Origin of the sequence: Kribbella jiaozuonensis (genome assembly GCF_005233875.1) — a bacterium.
Classification (GTDB): domain Bacteria; phylum Actinomycetota; class Actinomycetes; order Propionibacteriales; family Kribbellaceae; genus Kribbella; species Kribbella jiaozuonensis.
On record NZ_SZPZ01000004.1, the window covers coordinates 134,839 to 151,885 of the forward strand.

16 protein-coding genes and 1 pseudogene are annotated in these 17,047 nt (G+C 68.3%); 6 read left to right on the forward strand and 11 right to left on the reverse strand.

The features are described 5' to 3' along the window. Positions 1–37: 37 nt before the first annotated feature. From FDA38_RS26710 to FDA38_RS26725, 4 genes are all read right to left on the reverse strand, one after another. Positions 38–1,816, reverse strand: coding sequence for an ABC transporter substrate-binding protein (locus FDA38_RS26710; protein ID WP_137256891.1), 1,779 nt, complete (start codon positions 1,814–1,816; stop codon positions 38–40). A gap of 56 nt (positions 1,817–1,872) precedes the next feature. Then, entirely contained in the window at positions 1,873–2,865 is a 993-nt protein-coding gene (locus FDA38_RS26715) for an ABC transporter permease (RefSeq protein ID WP_137256892.1), read from the reverse strand. A 262-nt stretch (positions 2,866–3,127) separates the two neighbouring features. Next, positions 3,128–4,693 carry an ABC transporter substrate-binding protein gene (locus tag FDA38_RS26720; protein ID WP_233714956.1) on the reverse strand — a complete coding sequence of 522 codons (1,566 nt, stop codon included), beginning with the start codon at positions 4,691–4,693 and terminating at the stop codon, positions 3,128–3,130. Between the two features lie 64 nt (positions 4,694–4,757). Continuing rightward, complete coding sequence (locus tag FDA38_RS26725; protein WP_233714957.1) at positions 4,758–5,411, reverse strand: HAD family hydrolase; 654 nt, start codon at positions 5,409–5,411, stop codon at positions 4,758–4,760. A 204-nt stretch (positions 5,412–5,615) separates the two neighbouring features. Between FDA38_RS26725 and FDA38_RS26730 the strand changes: the two genes are divergently transcribed. Further along, positions 5,616–6,464: a PAC2 family protein gene (locus FDA38_RS26730; protein WP_137256893.1), complete on the forward strand. Its 849-nt coding sequence runs from the start codon at positions 5,616–5,618 to the stop codon at positions 6,462–6,464. Here the strand turns inward: FDA38_RS26730 and FDA38_RS26735 are convergent. Then, positions 6,461–6,855: pseudogene (locus FDA38_RS26735) on the reverse strand (MerR family transcriptional regulator). The gene FDA38_RS26730 and the pseudogene FDA38_RS26735 overlap by 4 nt on opposite strands. A gap of 25 nt (positions 6,856–6,880) precedes the next feature. On the opposite strand from FDA38_RS26735, the gene FDA38_RS26740 reads away from it, so the two are divergent. The 3 genes from FDA38_RS26740 (at position 6,881) to FDA38_RS26750 (ending at position 9,485) form a co-directional block, all read left to right on the forward strand. Then, complete coding sequence (locus tag FDA38_RS26740) at positions 6,881–7,711, forward strand: polysaccharide deacetylase family protein (RefSeq protein ID WP_137256894.1); 831 nt, start codon at positions 6,881–6,883, stop codon at positions 7,709–7,711. Positions 7,712–7,810: 99 nt separating this feature from the next. Then, entirely contained in the window at positions 7,811–8,581 is a 771-nt protein-coding gene (locus FDA38_RS26745) for a L,D-transpeptidase (RefSeq protein WP_137256895.1), read from the forward strand. Between the two features lie 10 nt (positions 8,582–8,591). Then, positions 8,592–9,485 (forward strand): hypothetical protein, encoded by an 894-nt coding sequence (locus FDA38_RS26750; protein ID WP_137256896.1) that lies wholly within the window; start codon positions 8,592–8,594, stop codon positions 9,483–9,485. Between the two features lie 12 nt (positions 9,486–9,497). Here the strand turns inward: FDA38_RS26750 and mshC are convergent, their stop codons facing one another. Next, the gene (gene mshC, locus FDA38_RS26755) at positions 9,498–10,718 is read right to left on the reverse strand and encodes a cysteine--1-D-myo-inosityl 2-amino-2-deoxy-alpha-D-glucopyranoside ligase (protein WP_137256897.1); all 1,221 of its coding nucleotides are present in this window, start codon (positions 10,716–10,718) and stop codon (positions 9,498–9,500) included. A 101-nt stretch (positions 10,719–10,819) separates the two neighbouring features. Here mshC and FDA38_RS26760 point away from each other — a divergent pair, with 101 nt between their 5' ends. Continuing rightward, complete coding sequence (locus tag FDA38_RS26760; RefSeq protein WP_137256898.1) at positions 10,820–11,518, forward strand: DUF6882 domain-containing protein; 699 nt, start codon at positions 10,820–10,822, stop codon at positions 11,516–11,518. On the opposite strand, the gene FDA38_RS26765 is transcribed toward FDA38_RS26760, so the two are convergent. Genes FDA38_RS26765 through FDA38_RS26775 form a run of 3 tightly spaced genes read right to left on the reverse strand, consistent with a single transcriptional unit; the run spans position 11,515 to position 13,613 of the window. Beyond that, positions 11,515–12,309: an SCO1664 family protein gene (locus tag FDA38_RS26765; RefSeq protein WP_137256899.1), complete on the reverse strand. Its 795-nt coding sequence runs from the start codon at positions 12,307–12,309 to the stop codon at positions 11,515–11,517. The two genes, FDA38_RS26760 and FDA38_RS26765, sit on opposite strands and share 4 nt — an antisense overlap. Continuing rightward, positions 12,306–12,881, reverse strand: a complete 576-nt coding sequence (locus FDA38_RS26770) for a DUF3090 family protein (RefSeq protein ID WP_137256900.1) — start codon at positions 12,879–12,881, stop codon at positions 12,306–12,308. Before FDA38_RS26770 ends, FDA38_RS26765 begins: the two co-directional genes overlap by 4 nt. A 12-nt stretch (positions 12,882–12,893) precedes the next feature. After that, positions 12,894–13,613 carry a histidine phosphatase family protein gene (locus FDA38_RS26775; RefSeq protein ID WP_137256901.1) on the reverse strand — a complete coding sequence of 240 codons (720 nt, stop codon included), beginning with the start codon at positions 13,611–13,613 and terminating at the stop codon, positions 12,894–12,896. A gap of 40 nt (positions 13,614–13,653) precedes the next feature. On the opposite strand from FDA38_RS26775, the gene corA reads away from it, so the two are divergent. After that, positions 13,654–14,634: a magnesium/cobalt transporter CorA gene (gene corA, locus FDA38_RS26780; protein WP_137256902.1), complete on the forward strand. Its 981-nt coding sequence runs from the start codon at positions 13,654–13,656 to the stop codon at positions 14,632–14,634. A 495-nt stretch (positions 14,635–15,129) separates the two neighbouring features. On the opposite strand, the gene FDA38_RS26785 is transcribed toward corA, so the two are convergent. Then, on the reverse strand, positions 15,130–15,957 hold the full coding sequence (locus FDA38_RS26785; RefSeq protein ID WP_137256903.1) for an undecaprenyl-diphosphate phosphatase: 828 nt from the start codon (positions 15,955–15,957) through the stop codon (positions 15,130–15,132). After that, complete coding sequence (locus FDA38_RS26790) at positions 15,957–17,024, reverse strand: LLM class F420-dependent oxidoreductase (protein ID WP_137256904.1); 1,068 nt, start codon at positions 17,022–17,024, stop codon at positions 15,957–15,959. The genes FDA38_RS26785 and FDA38_RS26790 overlap by 1 nt, the downstream gene beginning before the upstream one ends. Positions 17,025–17,047 lie beyond the last annotated feature (23 nt).

Consider the following 17,047-nt stretch of genomic DNA (forward strand, 5'->3'; position numbering starts at 1 on the left):
CTACCTCTGCTGGCGAAATGATGGTTGGTCAGAGCAACTACTTCTGCGCGACACCGATCGCGGCGTAGTCGTACATGTTCTGACCGTCGTTGGTGAAGACGTTGGACACCGTGTCCGGGCGGTACAGCAGGCCCTTGGCCCAGATGCCCGGCAGCGCCGCCGCCTGCTCCATGACCTTCTTGTCGACGTCGACCCACAACTTGTTACGGGCGGTCTCGTCGGTGGTGGACATCGCCTGGTCGATCAGCTTGTCGACCTCGGGGATGCGGATACCCAGGTTGGTGTTACCACCGGTGTCCCGGATGACCCGGCTGTCGACGATCTGGCTCAGGAAGCCGAAGCCGTCGTTCCAGTCCGCGCCCCAGCTGTAGACGATCAGGCCGAGCTTGTTCGCCTTCGCGAAGTCCGGCTTGCCGGCGTACAGCTTGGTGTAGTCACCGGTCGGGTACGGCTTGGTGGTCAGGTTGATACCGACCCGCTTCAGCGACTGCTGCAGCGTCTCGGCGACCGCCTTCTCCTTGGCCCGGTCGGCGCGGTACGCGATGTTCATCGCGAAGCCGTTCGGCTGGCCGCACGCCTGCAGGGCCTGCTTGGCCTTGTCGACGTTGCCGTTCTTGTCGGTCTCGAAGCCGTAGTCGTCGAACTTCTCGGACCCGGTCACGCCCGGCGGCATCAGGTTCGTCGCGATGTCGCCACCGATCGGACCACCGTACGCACGCTGGTAGCCCTCGTGGTCGGCGGCGTACAGAACGGCCTTGCGGCAGTTCACGTTGTCCAGCGGAGCGACCTGGCTGTTCAGAACGGTGAAGTTCAGCCGCGGCGCCGGCACGTTGTCGGCGTGCGCCTTCAGGTTCGGGTCGGCCAGGATCTTCGCCTGGGTCTCCGGCTGCACGCCGGTACCGGCGATGTCGACGTCGAGGTCGCCGGCCAGCAGCCGGTTGTCGATGTCGGTGCCCTCGACGTTGAACGCGACGGTGATCTTGTCCGGCAGCGCCTTACGGCCCGAGTCGGGGTCGGTCGACGCGTCGTACTGGTCGTTGCGGATCAGGCTCAGGCCGGTGTTCGCGTTGTAGCTCTCGAACTTGTACGGGCCGGTCGAGACCGGGTGCTCCTTGTACTTCGCACCGGTGTCCTTCGCCTTCGGCACCGGGGCCGTCGACGGCAGCTGCGCGAAGTAGTCGAAGCTCGAGAACGGCTTGTTCAGGTGGAACACGATCGTGTTCGGGTCGGGCGTCGTGATCGCCTTCGCCACCCCGGACAGGCTCGGGTCCTTGTAGACGCTGTAGCCCTTGGGGATGTCCAGCAGGAAGTCGTTGAAGTACGTCGGGCCGTTCGGCAGCGTGGTCTTGTCCAGCGACCGGGCGACGGCGTACTTGACGTCGGCCGAGGTGACCTCGGTGCCGTCCTCGAACTTCACGCCCTTGCGGATCTTGTAGGTCCAGGTCTTCGCGCCGTCGCTCGGCACGCCCGCGGCCTCGGCGAGGTCGGGCACCGGCTTGGCACCCTCGGCGCCCGGCTTCGCCGCGAACGTCATCAGCGGCCGGACATAGTTGCGAACCAGGTTCCAGGACAGGCCGTAGTAGGTGTCACCCGGGTCGGTCGAGTCCCAGTTCTGGGTGATCGCCATCCGCAGCGTGCCACCCTTCTTGTCGCTCGGGTTGTACACCTTGCCGACGGCCGCGTTGAACTCCGGCTTGGCCGAGGCCCCAGCGCTCCCGGACCCTCCGGGCGTGGCCTTGGGTCCCCCACAAGCCACCAGGCTCAAGGCGACGGCCGCACTGACGGCGGTCGCCGTCGTGATGCGATTCCATCTCATCTCTTGTTGCACCCCTTTTTTCGTGAGAGCCCAGGCTCCCTGGTTGGAGAGAAGTCCTATCGCGACCGCGGGTCCAACGCGTCACGCAGTCCGTCGCCGAACAGGTTGAAGGCCAGCACCGTGATGAAGATCGACAGGCCGGGCGGAACCATGTACATCGGGTCGACCTGGTACCACTTCGCGGCGATCGACAGCATGTCGCCCCAGCTGGCCGTCGGCGGGCGGACACCCACACCCAGGTACGACAGGCCGGCCTCGAAGAGGACGTTGGTCGGGATCAGCAGCGTGGCGTAGACCAGGATCGGGGCGATCAGGTTCGGCAGGAGTTCGGTGAACAGGATGTACGGGCGGCGCGCGCCGAGGCTGCGCGCCGCGTCGACGAACTCCCGCTCCCGCAGCGACAGCGTCTGCCCGCGGATGATCCGGCCGATGTAGGGCCAGCTGAAGAAGCCGATGATGAAGACGATCAGCGCGACCCGCAGCGGGTCACCCGTCAGCCCGAGGACCGAGTCCGGGATGGCGCCGACCAGCGCCAGCGCGAACAGCACCAGCGGGAAGGCCAGGAAGATGTCCATCAAGCGGCTGATCAGTGTGTCGACCCAGCCGCCGAAGTACCCGGCGATGATGCCCATCACAACGCCGATGACCACCGACAGCAGCGTCGCCAGGAACGCGATCAGCAGCGAGATCCGGGCGCCGTAGACGATCCGGGCGAAGATGTCGCGGCCGTTCACCGGCTCAACGCCGAACGGGTGGTCCCAGCTGATCCCGCCGAGCTTGCCGATCGGGGTCTGCAGGGAGGCGTCGACGAGGTCCTGGTGGAAGTCGTTCGGGGTCACCCCGACGAGCTTGCACAGCAGCGGCGCGAAGATCGCGACCAGCATCAGGAAGACCACGAAGATGCCGCCGGCGATCGCGATCTTGTCGCGCTTCAGCCGCATCCAGGAGATCTGCCAGAGCGACCGGCCCTCGATCTTGCCGACGCCCTCGAGGATGGCGTCCGGCTGGGCCGACGATGCTCCGGGCTCGACCTCGAGTGGCGCGCTCACGCGATGGGTACCCCTGCCTGGTTCGGTTTGAACAGGAACGAAATCCCGTATGGCTGCGGCCTTAACCTGCCGCCATTACAGCGCGGAGTCAAACGCGGAAAGTGCTGCGTTGCCCGATCGTGATCGTCAGGAAATCGTCCCGTATCGTGGACGTTCCGCAGTAAACCACGGTGTCGCACCCTCGGTCGCCGGGACCTCGCCAACCGTTACTGCCATGGCATTTTTGTGTCAGTGCCGTGATCAGGGCGGTATTCGGCGGTTTTCAGCGCCGTAATCCGGACAGGTAGAGGAACGACAGCGCGTCGATGGCCGGCTGGACGTTCTCGATGTCGTTGCGGGCCACCACGGCGACCCGGCCCCGCCAGCTCGGGATCACCGGCACCTCTCGCGCGATCACGGTCTGTAGCTGACCGATCAGTTCGTCGCGCTTCAGCCCGTTCTGCTCGGTCCGTTGCTGCTGCAGCAGCTTCGTGGCCGCGGCCGAGCGGTACCCGTTCTGGAACGGTACGTCGGTGACGAACGGCGCGAGGTAGTCGTCGGCGTCCGGGTACTCCGGGATCCACCCGAACTGGTACAGGTCGTACGCCCCGGCCTTCGCCGCCTGCTGGAACTGCGGCCACTCCGCGCTCCGCAGGGTCACCCGGAACAACCCCGACGCCTCCAGCTGACGCTTCAGCTCGAGTACTTCGGCCTTCGCGCCGGTGCCGAACTGCGTCGGCGTCCAGCCGACCGTCAGCGGGACCGGCGCGGCGATGTTCGCGGCCTTGAGGATCGCCGCGGCCGCCGTCTTGCTCGGTTGCTTGTACTCGGTCTTGAACGCGTCCGTCTGACCGCCGAACCCGGGCGGCACGACGGAGTACAGCGGCGACACGTGGTCGCCGTACGCCTTCTTCGCGATCGACGGGCGATCGATCAGCTGGGCGACCGCTTGCCGGATGGCCGGCTTGCGGGCCAGCAGCGACTTCATCTGGAAGGCGAAGAACCGGATCTCCGCGGAGTTCGCCTCGACCACCTGCACCTGGTCGGACTTGCGCAACTTGTCCAGCAGGCTCGGCCCGAACCCGTGGTACGCGACGTCCGCCTTGCCGTTCGTGACGGCCTGGTAGAGCGCGGTCGAGTCCTTCATCACGCTGATCGTCACGCCGTCGTTCTGCGCCGCTCGCGGACCCTTGTACGCCGCGAACTTGGCGAGCCTGACCTCAGCACCCGGCTTGTACGCCGCCAGCTGGTACGGCCCGCTGCCGATCGCCTTCGTGTCGAGCAGCTGGTTCGCCGGGTACGACTGCTCGTCGACGATCGACGCGGCGGTGATGGTCAGCAGGTACGGCAGGCGCGCATCGGGGGTGGTCAGGTTGAACACCGCGGTCAGGTCGTCCGGAGTACTCACGGACTTGACCGACGAGAACAGGTGCGCCGCTCCCCCGGGCGTCTTCAGCCGGATCATCCGGTCGAAGCTGAACTTCACGTCCGACGAGGTCAACTCGTGCCCGTTCGGGAAGGTCAGGTGTTCCTTCAGGCTGCAGGTGTACGTCGTCGGCGAGTCGAACTGGCAGTCCGCGGCGTCCGGCACCGGCGTCGGCCTGTCGGGCAGGATCGTCAGCAGCGTCTGGTACAGGTTCGCCTGGACGGTGCGCGAGCCGACGTCGTACGACCCGGCCGGGTCGAGCGACGAGATCGGGTCGGTGGTCGCCACCTTCAGCAGCATCAGCTTCGGCGACGACTCCCCCGGGTGCGGCGCATTGTCGTCCGGCTGACCGCAGGCAGCCAGGGACACCCCCAGGGCGCCCACTGCCACGGCCGCCGACATGCGGCGCACCCACTTGCTCACCGTCTCACTCTCCCCAGCCATTACCCGAACAACGCCCCCGAGGGCACCAAGTGACGGTAGCCGGTCAATGGAGCAGAGCGCGCAGGGACTCCGGGGTGAGCGGTTCGAGCGACTTGACCACGAGCCGGCGGGACGCTTCGGGGATCGTGATCCACTGCGGTACGGCGACGACGTACGCGCCGGCCGCCGTACCGGCCTGGGTGCCGGTCATCGAGTCCTCGATCACCACGCAGTTGGCCGGGTCGACGCCGAGCTTGGCGGCGGCGGTCAGGTACGGCTCCGGGTTCGGCTTGCCCAGCGTCACCTCGTCACCGGCGACGATCACGTCGAACGGATCCGGCGGCAGGTGCAGGAGTACGGCGTCGATCATCTGCCGGTACGACGCCGAGACCAACGCGCACGGCACGTCTTCCTTGCGCAACGCCTGCAGCAGCTCGAGCGCACCGGGCTGGAACGTGACGTCCTTGCGGAGCGCCTCGATCACCTCGGAGAACATCCGGTCGGCCAGCTCCTCGGCGGTGATCACACCGGCCGGGATGCGCGCCATCCAGACCTGGACGGCGTCGCGCAGGTCGCTGCCGATCAGCGACATGCAGTCCTCGATCGTCCAGGTCGCGCCGAGCTCGGCCAGCAGCTCCAGCTGCACCTCCGCCCAGACCTTCTCGGAGTCGACCAACGTCCCGTCCATGTCCCACAGCACCGCTTGCAGGGCCGGCAACTACCGCTCCTCACACGTCGTCGATGGCCGTCTCCACCGATCAGCTCGTGCCCATTCTCCCTGGTCACGTCAGGTCCGGACATTTCGGGTCTCACCGACACGTTCCGCTGCGCGTGAAACCGGGCACACGGCCGGGCCGGAACACGTAGGCTGGCAGTCCGGTTTCCCGCCGGATTGCCTACAGAGACGACAGGGGGCCTGCGAGTGGTTGACCTCGCGAACCTGAGGGACCCGGTCGTGATCGCCGCGTTCGAGGGCTGGAACGACGCGGCCGAGGCGGCCACCGGAGCGGTCGACCATCTCGTGGACGAGTGGGACGCGGAGCTCGTCACGGCGATCGACCCCGAGGACTACTACGACTTCCAGGTGAACCGTCCCCAGGTCGGCCTCGACGAGGACGGCGTACGGCGGCTGACCTGGCCGACGACCCGGATCTACCTGGCCCGGCCCGACGACACCGGCCGCGACGTGCTGCTGATCCGCGGGATCGAGCCGAACATGCGCTGGCGGGCGTTCTCCCGCGAGCTGCTGGAGATCGTCGACGAGTCGAACGCGCAGATCGTCGTCGTGCTCGGCGCGCTGCTCGCGGACTCGCCGCACACCCGGCCGATCCCGGTCTCGGCAACGTCGTCGGACCCGGAGCTGACGGCGTCGTGGAGCCTCGAGGCGTCGACGTACGAAGGTCCGACCGGCATCACCGGTGTGTTCGCCGATCTCTGCACCACGCTCGGCGTTCCGTCGGTCTCGATCTGGTCCGCGATCCCGCACTACATCGCCGGCACGCCGTGCCCGAAGGCCTCACTCGCCCTGCTCGGCAAGATCGAGGCGCTGCTCGACCTGGCCATCCCGGAGGGCGAGCTGCCGGAGCTGGCCCGCGCCTGGCAGCGCGGAGCGGACGAGCTCAGCGAAGAGGACCCCGAGGTCGCGGAGTACGTGCAGTCGCTCGAGGAGCAGCGCGACACCGCCGACCTGCCGGAAGCCACCGGCGAGGCGATCGCGGCGGAGTTCGAGCGGTACCTCAGGCGGCGCAACAAGAACCACCCGAGCGACTAAGCAGGCATCTCCCGCGTTGCGGTGGTGATGACGTCGTCGAGTACGGCGCGGGACGTCGTGAGGTCCGCGATCATCTGGTCGATGCGGTCCCGTTCGGCGGTGAGTTCGGTGACGAGTTCGGGTGTGGCCCTCTCGTTCGGGCCGCCGTCCGGGTCCCGCATACACGGCAGCAGCTCGGCGATCTTCTTGCTGTGCAGGCCGGCCGCGAACAGCTCCTGGATCAAGATGACGCGGTCGACGGCTCGTTCGGCGTACTCACGCTGGCCGCCGGTGGTTCGCTCCGACACGAGCAGGCCCTGCGCTCGTAGTACCGAAGCGACCGGACACTCACGCCGGCCCGCTCCGCGAGCTCCCCGATCCGCACGTCGCCTCCAGGACTTGAACCTGACACTCATGTCAGACTTTACCGTCCTCGTATGACGCTCTACGACTACAGCCCGATCACCGAACGACCCGCCCTCGAATGGCCCGACGGCAAGCGTGTGGCCTTCTACGTCGGGCTCAACATCGAACACTTCCTGCCCGACGAACCCTCCACCAGCATCTGGCCGCTCGACGTCAAACCCGACGCGCTGAACCAGGGCTGGCGCGAGTACGGCTCCCGCGTCGGCATCTGGCGCACCATCGACATCCTCGACCGGCACGGCGTCCGCGCGAGCGCTCTGGTCAACTCGATGGTTGCCGAGCACAACCCGCAGATCATCAAGGCCGGCGTCGAACGCGACTGGGCGTGGCTCGCCCACGGCCAGACCAACTCGATCCTGCACACCGGCTACGAGCCCGACGAGGAACGCCGCATCCTCACCGACATCACGACGACGATCGAGACCGCCACCGGCAAGCGTCCGAAGGGCTGGATGGGGCCGGCGCTGACCGAGACCCACAACACCCCGGAGCTGCTCGGCGAACTCGGCTACCAGTACGTCCTCGACTGGACCAACGACGACCAGCCGTACCGCTTGAACGTCCCCGGCATGCTCAGCGTCCCGTACACGCTCGAGCTCAACGACCTCGGGCTGTTCCTCCGCGGCCTGTCCGGCCCCGACTTCCTGCAGATGGTGAAGGACCAGTACGACGTACTGCGCGAAGAGGGCGGCCGGGTGATGGCGCTCGCGCTGCATCCGTTCGTGATCGGGCAGCCGTTCCGGGCGAAGTACCTGAACCTCGCGCTGGAGTACATTGCCGCGCAGAGCGACGTCTGGTTGACGACGAGTGACGAGATCGCCGCGCACTACCTGACCACGTAACCCGGGTGGGCATGGCGCGTTGTTACTAATGGGTTTATTCTCGTCCGGATAACTGGGGGGTGACGGCGCGCCGTCACCGGGAGCACGGGGAGTAACGAGATGCGCAACGAGCGGGGCGGTACTTCGATCCCTGCCCTTGCCGTGCTCCTGCTGCTCGGCATCGTCGCCGCGGTCGGCATCTTCGGCAACAAGACGAAGCACGTCACCGTCGACCTCACCACGCTGACGGCCTCGACGACCGCCACCACGATCGCGACCGCACCGCTCGACACGCAGCCGTTCACCGGGACCAGCGGGCTCGTCGTTCACCCCCGCGCCGAGGCCGCGCTGTTCACGGCACCGGACGCCGACGCGTTCGGCAAGGTCGGCCCGACCCAGTTCGGTCCGACCTGGCTGCCGGTGGTCGAGCAGACCGACGGCTGGGTCCGGGTGCTGCTCCCCTCCAAGCCGAACCGCTCGACGGGCTGGCTCCAGGACGAGGACCTCGACCGGGCCTTCTCGTCGTACCTGATCCGCGTGCACACCAGCTCACGGACGATCGAGCTGTTCGACAAGAACAAGAGCCTGGGCACCTGGAAGGCCGGGGTCGGCGCGAAGAAGACGCCGACGCCGCCCGGCCGGACGTTCCTGCTCGGCTCGATCATCGACCACAAGCGGTCGGCGTCGCCGATCGTGCTCCCGTTGGGTGCGCACAGTCCCACCTTGGACACGTTCGGTGGCGGGCCTGGTACGGTCGCGATCCACGGCTGGCCGAATCCCCACGTGTTCGGGGCGGCGATCAGTGCCGGTTGCGTCCGGGTGCCGAAGACCGCCCTCGCCGATCTGCAGAAGGTTCCGCTCGGGACGCTCGTCCTGATCGACAGCAAATAAGGAGATTCCGATGCGACGACAGTTGGCTCCGACGATTCTCACGGCCGCGGCCGTGGCAGGCGTCGTGACGTTCAGCCTGGTCGCCAGTGCGCCGGCCGGCAACGCCGCGGCCCGGCCCTCGTCGGCGTACGCCGTGAGCGCGGAGGGCCAGGTGCCGATCGCGAAGACGCCGTACGCCGAATCGCTCGACGGCAAGCGGCAGACGACCTCCGCGCTGGAGCTCCCGAAGAACCCGCTGATCTCGGTCCGCGCCGGTACGGCGACCGCGGGCAACGACTCGGCCTCGGTCGAGCTGTTCGACATCGTGGTCGGTCCGGACATCCTCAGCCAGGTGCAGATCCCGCCGGAGCTGAAGCAGCAGTGTGCGAGCCTGCCGAAGACCGGCGCGGACGACCTGCCGCTGCCGGATATCGCGCTGCCCGACCTGGGTCTGCCGCTGCCGCAGCTGAGCACGAAGGACCTGCCGGTCAAGAACCTCCCCGACCTGTGCAACCTGCTGCTCAACCCGCCGAGTTCGCTGCTGGCCATCGACTCGCTGAACGTCTACTGCTCGGGTGACTCCGGCGGCGTCGACCTCGGCGCGGTGACGCTACTCGGTCAGACCTTGAAGCTCCCCAGCACCAAGCAGGGCGCGTCGCTGCCGTCGAACCCGCTGGCGGCCATCAGCGTCAACAGCCAGGGCAAGCACTCGGACGGCTCGTTCACGATCACCGGCCTGAGCATCAACCTCGGCGGCGGCGCCGAGGTCATCAACCTGGCCTCGGCCACCTGCGCCAAGCCGGCCACGAAGCCGAAGCCCAAGCCGACCCCCAAGCCGGCGAACCCGGCCCCGCCGCAGCTCGACACCCCGCCGGCCGCGCCGGTTCCGACCCCGGTGAAGACCCACCAGGCCGTCACCGGCTGACGGCCTGTTCTTCTACAGCTTCACGCCCAGTAAGGCATCCACTGCCTGGGCGATGAGAGCAGGCGCCTCGTGATCGTCGCCCTCGCTCTCCGCCCAGGCGTCCACCGCGGCCAGTGCGGCCACGGTGTCCAGGTCGTTCGTCAGTGCCGCCCGTAGAGCGTCGACCGCGGCAGCACCGTCCGGCCCGGAACCGCGACCGATCGCACCGCGCCAGACATCCAGTCGGGCCTGCGCGTCGGTCAGGTCCGACGCCATCCAGAACCAGTCCGTGCGGTAGTGGTGGGTGAGCAGCGCCAGCCGGATCGCCATCGGATCCGCGCCCGCCAGCCGCTCCTTCGACACCAGCACCAGGTTGCCCTTGGACTTCGACATCTTCTCGCCGTCGAGCCCGACCATCGCCTGGTGCACGTACGCCCGGGCGAACGGGTGCTCGCCGGTCGCGACCTGCGCACCGCTGGCCGACATCTCGTGGTGCGGGAAGATCAGGTCGGTCCCGCCGCCCTGGACGTCGAACGTCATCCCGAGGTACTTCAGCGCGATCGCCGAGCACTCCACGTGCCACCCCGGCCGGCCGCGTCCGAGGGCCGAGTCCCACGCGGGCTCCCCCGGCCGCTCGTGCCGCCACAGCAGGCTGTCCAGCGGGTCCTGCTTGCCCTCGCGGTCCGGATCGCCGCCGCGCTCCGCGAACAGCTCGGTCATCGTCTCGCGGTCGTAGTTCGACACGCCGCCGAACAGCGGGTCGGTCTTCACCGCGAAGTACAGGTCGCCGTCGACGGAGTACACCGCGCCGGCCCGGCGCAGGTCCTCGACCGCGTCCGAGACCAGGTCGATCGACTCGACCACGCCGATGTAGTTCTGCGGCGGGATCACCCGCAGCGCGGTCATGTCGTCGCGGAACAGCTGGATCTCCTGCGCCGCCAGGTCGGTCCACTCGACCCCGGTCGCCGTCGCCCGCTCGAGCAGCGGATCGTCGACGTCAGTGATGTTCTGCGTGTAGTGGACGTCGTACCCGCTGTCCCGCCACAGGCGGTTGATCAGGTCGAACGTGACGTACGTCGCCGCGTGGCCCATATGCGTCGCGTCGTACGGCGTGATGCCGCACACGTACATCCGCGCGGTGGCGCTGTCGGTCGGCGGCACCTCGACCAGGCCGCGGGAAGCGGTGTCGTAGAGGCGCAGCCGCCGGGCCGGCCCGGGTACGACCGGGATGTCTGGTTTCGTCCACGCCTGCATGTGTCGGAGCTTATGCCAGTCCGATTTTCAATGACGCGACACGGTTCCAATCCGTGGTCCGTCCATCGGCTGGCCCCCTGGTCCCGCTAGCGTCGCCAGCGATGAGCGCTGACTTCAGTTCCGACTTCCAGGCGTACGGCGGCTGGATCGCCGCGGCCGCGATCCAGCAACAGGACCTCTTCAACGAGGTGGTCGGCCCTGGCTCGTTGCACGCCGACCTCGACGCGCGGACGCTCACCGGCGACCGGACCGCGCTCGGCGGCGTCTCGTTGCTCGGCAGCTTCTCGCACCAGGACAACACCTGGCTGTGGGGCTGGGCGAACCCGGGCTTCGGCCCGGACGCGCCGGCAGTCGCGCCGACCGAGGCGATCCGGCAGTTCGGCGGCAGGCACGGGATCGACGAGTTCACCACCGGCAGCCTGGACCTGAGCGGGTTCCCGCAACCGGCGCAGGCCGCGATCACGCTCGCGATCACCGCAGGCGCCGTACTCGGTGGTCGTGGGGTCTGGTCGACCGCGATCAACGAGGGTCTCGGGCACGTGTACCTGCATGTCGCGGACGAGCAGCTGCCGCTGGCCGGGTTCGACGCGATCGCGACGCCGCGGCTGCTGATGACGGCGGTAAGTGTGTTCCCGTCCGACCATCGGCAGGTCGTCCGCGGGTACTTCCAGCACTTCGGCCTGCAGTACGACGAAGGCCCGGACGCGATCCGCGGTACGGCGCCGAACGGCAGCGTCGTCCTCGCGTCCTTCGACGACCTCGGCCGGATCGGCAACGTGAGCGTCGAGCCGACGGTCTAGAACGCGGGCCAGGGAATCGCGGGCCAGTCGTCGCTCGGGTACGGGAAGGTGCCGGTCTTCAGTAGCGTCGCGCAGCGCTCGCGGGTCGCGGTCAGCTCGACCGTGGTGATCAGCTCGCACAATTGTTGCCCGAAGCCACCAGCGAGCTGATCGGCCAACCGGCGTACGTCGTCCAGCAGGTCGGCCGGGATCGAATCGCCGGCCCAGCCCCACAGCACCGTGCGGAGCTTGTCGTCGGCGTTGAACGTGACGCCGTGGTCCACGCCGTACACCCGGCCGTCGCCCGGGTTCAGCACGTGGCCGCCCTTGCGGTCGGCATTGTTGACCACGGCATCGAATACGGCCATCCGCTTCAGCGCCTCGTTGTCCGCGTGCACGAGCGTGACCGGGTTGTGGCGGCCGTCGAGCGCCTCGAGTACGCCGACCCAGCCCTTCGGCACGCGACCTTGCGGCACGATGTCGACCAGCTCGGTCTCCCCCGGCCCGAGCTCGGCCTCGTCGATCCAGAGCTGGACCATGCCCACGCCGAGTGGCCCGTCCCGCAACAAGGTCGGCGGCACCACGGACCAGCCGAGCGCCTCGGAGACGACGTACGCCGCGAACTCGCGCTGGGCCAGCGTGCCGTCGGGGAAGTCCCACAGCGGCCGCTCGCCCTCGACCGGTTTGTAGACCACGGTCGCGGTCTCGCCGTTGAGGCTGACCGAGCCCTGGTACGTGCCGTTCGACGCCGCGACGAGGCGACCGTGCAACGACAGTTCGCCGAGAGCGAGGAGCTCCGGATCGATCGTCATTCCGGCAGATGCCTGCGGTAGCCGTTGGCCCGGGGGCAGATGTGGCCGTCGGCGTCGATCGGCCGGCCGCAGAACGGGCAGCTCGGGCGACCGGACGCGACCAGCGCGACGGCACGCCGGGCGAAGGCCCTGGCCTGCTCCTCCGTGATCCGGACGATGAACACCTCGGCGTCGTCGGACTCCATCGCGGCGGCGACCGGGTCGGTCTCCTCGAGGTCGGCCTGCTCACCGGTGACGACCGCGAACACCTCGATCACCACGCGCTCGGCGTCGGCCTCCCAGGCCAGCGTCATCGTGCCGGCCCGGAACTCCTCCTCGATCGGCTGCTCCAGCGGCGCGGTGTCGTCCGCCGAGGTCAGCGTCACCGGGTCGCGGTCGAACCGCCGGGCGACCTCGTCGAGCATCACGTCGAGCCGCTCCGCGAGCGCCATCACCTGTTCCTTCTCACACGCGACCGACGTCAGCCGTTGCCCGGCCCGGGCCTGCAGGAAGAACGTCCTCGCACCGGGCTCCCCCACGGTGCCGGCGACGAACCGCTCGGGGTCGTCGTAGGTATGTACCACTCGCGCCATATCTAGACCCTATTACCGTCCGCCGACGACCGCGTCCGAGGACTGCTTCTTGGGCTTGCCTTTCGCTGTCGGCTTAGGGACCAGCGACGCCAACTCGCTGCCGGAGTCGTTCAGGCGGACCAGGAACGGCCGGGTCGCGGTGTAGGTGATGATCGTGGTCGAGGCGGTGTCGACGACGATCCGCTGGAACGTGTCCAGGTGCTGGCCGAGTGCGTCCGCCACGATCGCCTTGATCACGTCGCCGTGCGAGACCGCGACCCAGATCGCGTTGTTGCCATGGCTGTTCGCAAGCGCCGCGTCGTGCGCCCGGATCGCGTCGACCGCGCGCTGCTGCATCGCCCGCATCGACTCGCCGTTCGGGAACGTGACCGCGGATGGGTGCTGCTGGACGACGGCCCACAGCGGGTCCTTGGCCAGGGTCGCGATCTTCTTGCCGGTCCAGTCGCCGTACCCGCACTCGGTCAGTCGGCGGTCGGTTGCCGGACGCAACGCGGGGTGCTGGTCGGGGTGGTGTTCGGCGTACTGCTTGGCGATCGCGGCCGCGGTCTGCTTGCACCGCTCGAGGGGTGAGGTGACGATCGCGGCCAGCGGCAGGTCGGCCAGTCGCTGCGCGACCGCCTCGGCCTGTTTGACGCCGGTCTCGTCCAGCTTCACACCGGGAGTACGACCAGCCAGCGTGCCGGATGTGTTCGCAGCACTACGACCGTGGCGGACCAGAATCACCGTGGGCATGGTGTGCACGTTATCCGGTCCGACAAGTCGGAGTGCCATGATGGGTGCTGTGATCGTCGACTGCGGGGTGTACGCCGAGGGGGAACGGCGGGACCTGCCCAAGGACCCCGAGACCGTTGCCCAGGCCATCGACGACGACCACGAATCGTTCGGGTGGATCGGGCTGCACGACCCGTCGGACGCCGAGATGGAGCGGGTCCAACGGCTGTTCGACCTGCACGATCTGGCCGTCGAGGACGCGCTGCAGATCCACCAGCGGCCGAAGGTCGAGCGGTTCGGCGACATGATCCTCGTCGTACTGCGGACGCTCTGGTACGTCGACGAGGGCGACGCGGTCGAGACCGGGCAGGTGACCGCGTTCATCGGGCAGCGGTACGTCGTGACGGTGCGGCACGGGGAAGGCGGTGAGCTCGCCACCACGCGGCACGAACTCGAGGAGCGCGCCCAGATGCTCGGGCATGGGCCGGCCGCCGTACTGTGGGCGATCTGCGACGCGATCGTGGACCAGTACGAGACCGTCGCCGAACAGGTCGAGATCGACGTCGACGAGATCGAGAGCTCGGTGTTCTCCCCCGAGCGGACGAGCGACGCGGAGCGGATCTACCGCCTGAAGCGCGAGGTGCTCGAGATGCGGCGGGCGATCGATCCGCTGCGGGAGCCGATGGAGGAGTTCGCGCACGGGGTCGCCGGGCTCGGGCCGAAGGCGAGCCCGTTCTTCCGCGACGTCGCCGACCATCTCAGCCGGGTCTCCGACCAGACCGAGTCGATCGACACCCTGCTCCAGTCGGCGCTGAACGCACACCTCGCCCGGGTCTCGGTCCAGCAGAACGACGACATGCGCAAGATCTCCGCGTGGGTCGCGATCGCTGCGGTCCCCACGATGCTGGCGGGCATCTACGGCATGAACTTCGACAACATGCCAGAACTCCGCTGGCACTTCGGCTACTACGGCGTCCTCCTCCTGATGGCCGTCGTCTGCTCCACCATGTACCGCTTCTTCCGCAAGGTCGGCTGGCTGTAATCCCCCGCGTGCTCGCGCGCCACCGACGTGCTCCGCGGCCGCCTCTCGTCGCCCCGCTCCTCGGCGCGCCCGCTACGCGCGCCACCCACCCCCGGGCTCATCGCCCGGAGCATCCTTTTCCGGCTATCGCCGGGGTTTGCGAGCTGCCGCTCGCGATCTCGCGCTGCCGCGCGGTGCGACCGCCTCGCGATGCGGCCTACTCGCGCCATCGAGGCGACCCGCTCCCCGGGGGGTGAACCCGCGGCCACGAACCCGTGGCGTGGACCGCTCGCGTGGCGCGGCGGGCGCCGCACCTTCGGCTGCTCGTGTCGCCGGGCAGGCATGCGCCGGGGCGCGCTCGCGTTGGTGGGCTTGTGCTGTGGGCTGCTCGGGGGAACGAGCCGTCGGATGCACCGGCAGCCGGCATATCGGACCGAGGGGCGTGCCTCAGATAAACAGCAGGGCCGGCGACACCTCGTCAGATGTCGCCGACTCCCGCGAAGTCCGCAGTACAGCTTAAGTAGCTGTGATGGTGCTGGTGGCCAGGAGGATTACCAGGACGATGCCGAGCAAGACCCGGTAGAAGGCGAAGACCTCGATTGTGTGTTTGGCTACGAAGCGGAGGAGCCAGGCGATTGAGGCGTAGGCGACGATGAAGCTGACGACTGTGCCGACCAGCAGGGGAACCGCGCCGACGTTGCCGTGGAGGGCGTCTTTTAGTTCGTAGACGCCAGCGCCGACCAGGGCCGGGATGCCTAGCAGGAAAGAGATGCGGGTGGCGGCGACCCGGTCCAGGCCGCGGAAGAGGCCGGCGGAGATGGTGGCGCCGGAGCGGGAGATTCCGGGGATCAGCGCGAGGCATTGGACCAGGCCCATGACCAACGCGTCCACGAACGTGATGCGGGTGAGCGGCCGTTCCTTTGTGCCGAGGCGTTCGGCGGCGACCATGACGATGGACCAGCCGATCAGGGCCGCGGCCACCCACCACAGGCTGCGCAGGGGACCTGAGATCAGGTCGCGGGCGAGGAAGCCGACGATCACGATCGGGACCGAGCCGACGATGACGTACCAGCCCATCCGGTGGTCGAACTCGCCGCGGTGTTCGGGCTTGGCCAGCCCACGCACCCACGCGACCGCGATCCGGGAGATGTCCTTCCAGAAGTACAGGACGACGGCGGCGATCGCGCCGACCTGGATCACCGCGGTGAAGCCGGTGATCGACGGGTCGTCGATCTTCAGTCCGAGCATCTTCGACACGATGGTCAGGTGCCCGGTGCTGGAGACCGGGAGGAATTCGGTCAGGCCCTCGACGATGCCGAGGATGATGGAGTCCCAGATCGTCATCAGCCAGCGACCCCGGCCAGCTCCAGCGCCTCCGCGGCGGTGTGCAGGTCGGCGATCCGCTGCTCGACCGTCGACGCGAACGGCGTCAGCGCGACAGTCGTCGCCCCGGCCTCGGCGTACGCCGTGAGCTTGTCCGCCATCCGCTCCTTCGAACCGAGCAGCGAGATCGAGTCCAGGAACCCGAACGGTACGGCGGCCATCGCCTCGCGGTGCTTCCTGTCCAGGTACAGGTCCTGGATCTGCTTGGCCTCCTCGGCGTACCCCATCCGGACCGCGAGCGCGTTGTAGAAGTTCTTCTCCCGGCTGCCCATGCCGCCGATGTACAACGCGGCGTACCCACGGACCGGGTCGGCCGCGGCCTGGATGTCGTCACCCGTCATCAGCGGGGTCGTGACCACGACGTCGAAGCCGTCGAGGTCCTGCTGACGGGGCTCTGCCGAACTCCTTCGGCGGCCCGCCTTGATGTGCGTCAACTGCTCTCCCAGATAGGCAGGATCGTTCAGGATGCCGAGCCAGCCGTCGGCGATCTCGCCGGCCAGCTCGAGGTTCTTCGGACCGACCGCCGCCAGGTACACCGGCACATGGTCGCGGATCGGCCGCACCGTCAGTTTCAGCGCCTTGCCCGGTCCGTCGGGCAGCGGCAACGTGAAGTACTTCCCCTCGTACGCGACGGTCTCCCGCCGGAGAGCCGCGTTCACGATGTCAACGTACTCACGCGTCCTGAGCAGAGGCTGAGAGAACCGGACGCCGTGCCACCCCTCCGAAACCTGCGGTCCGGACACGCCGAGACCCAGCCGGAACCGGCCGTTCGACAGCCGGTCCAGGGTGGCCGCGGTCATCGCGGTCATGGCCGGCGTCCGGGCCGGGATCTGGAAAACGGCCGCGCCGACGTCGATCGTGGTGGTCTGGGCGGCGATCCAGCTGAGCAGGGTCGCCGCGTCCGAGCCGTACGCCTCCGCGGCCCAGGTGACCGCGAAACCGAGTGCCTCGGCCTCCTTCACCAGCCTCAGGTGGTCCAGGTGATCGTCGCCGCCGTACACGAAGCCGATGTTGAGTCCGAGTCGCATGACTGGCGAGCCTAGCGAGAGGT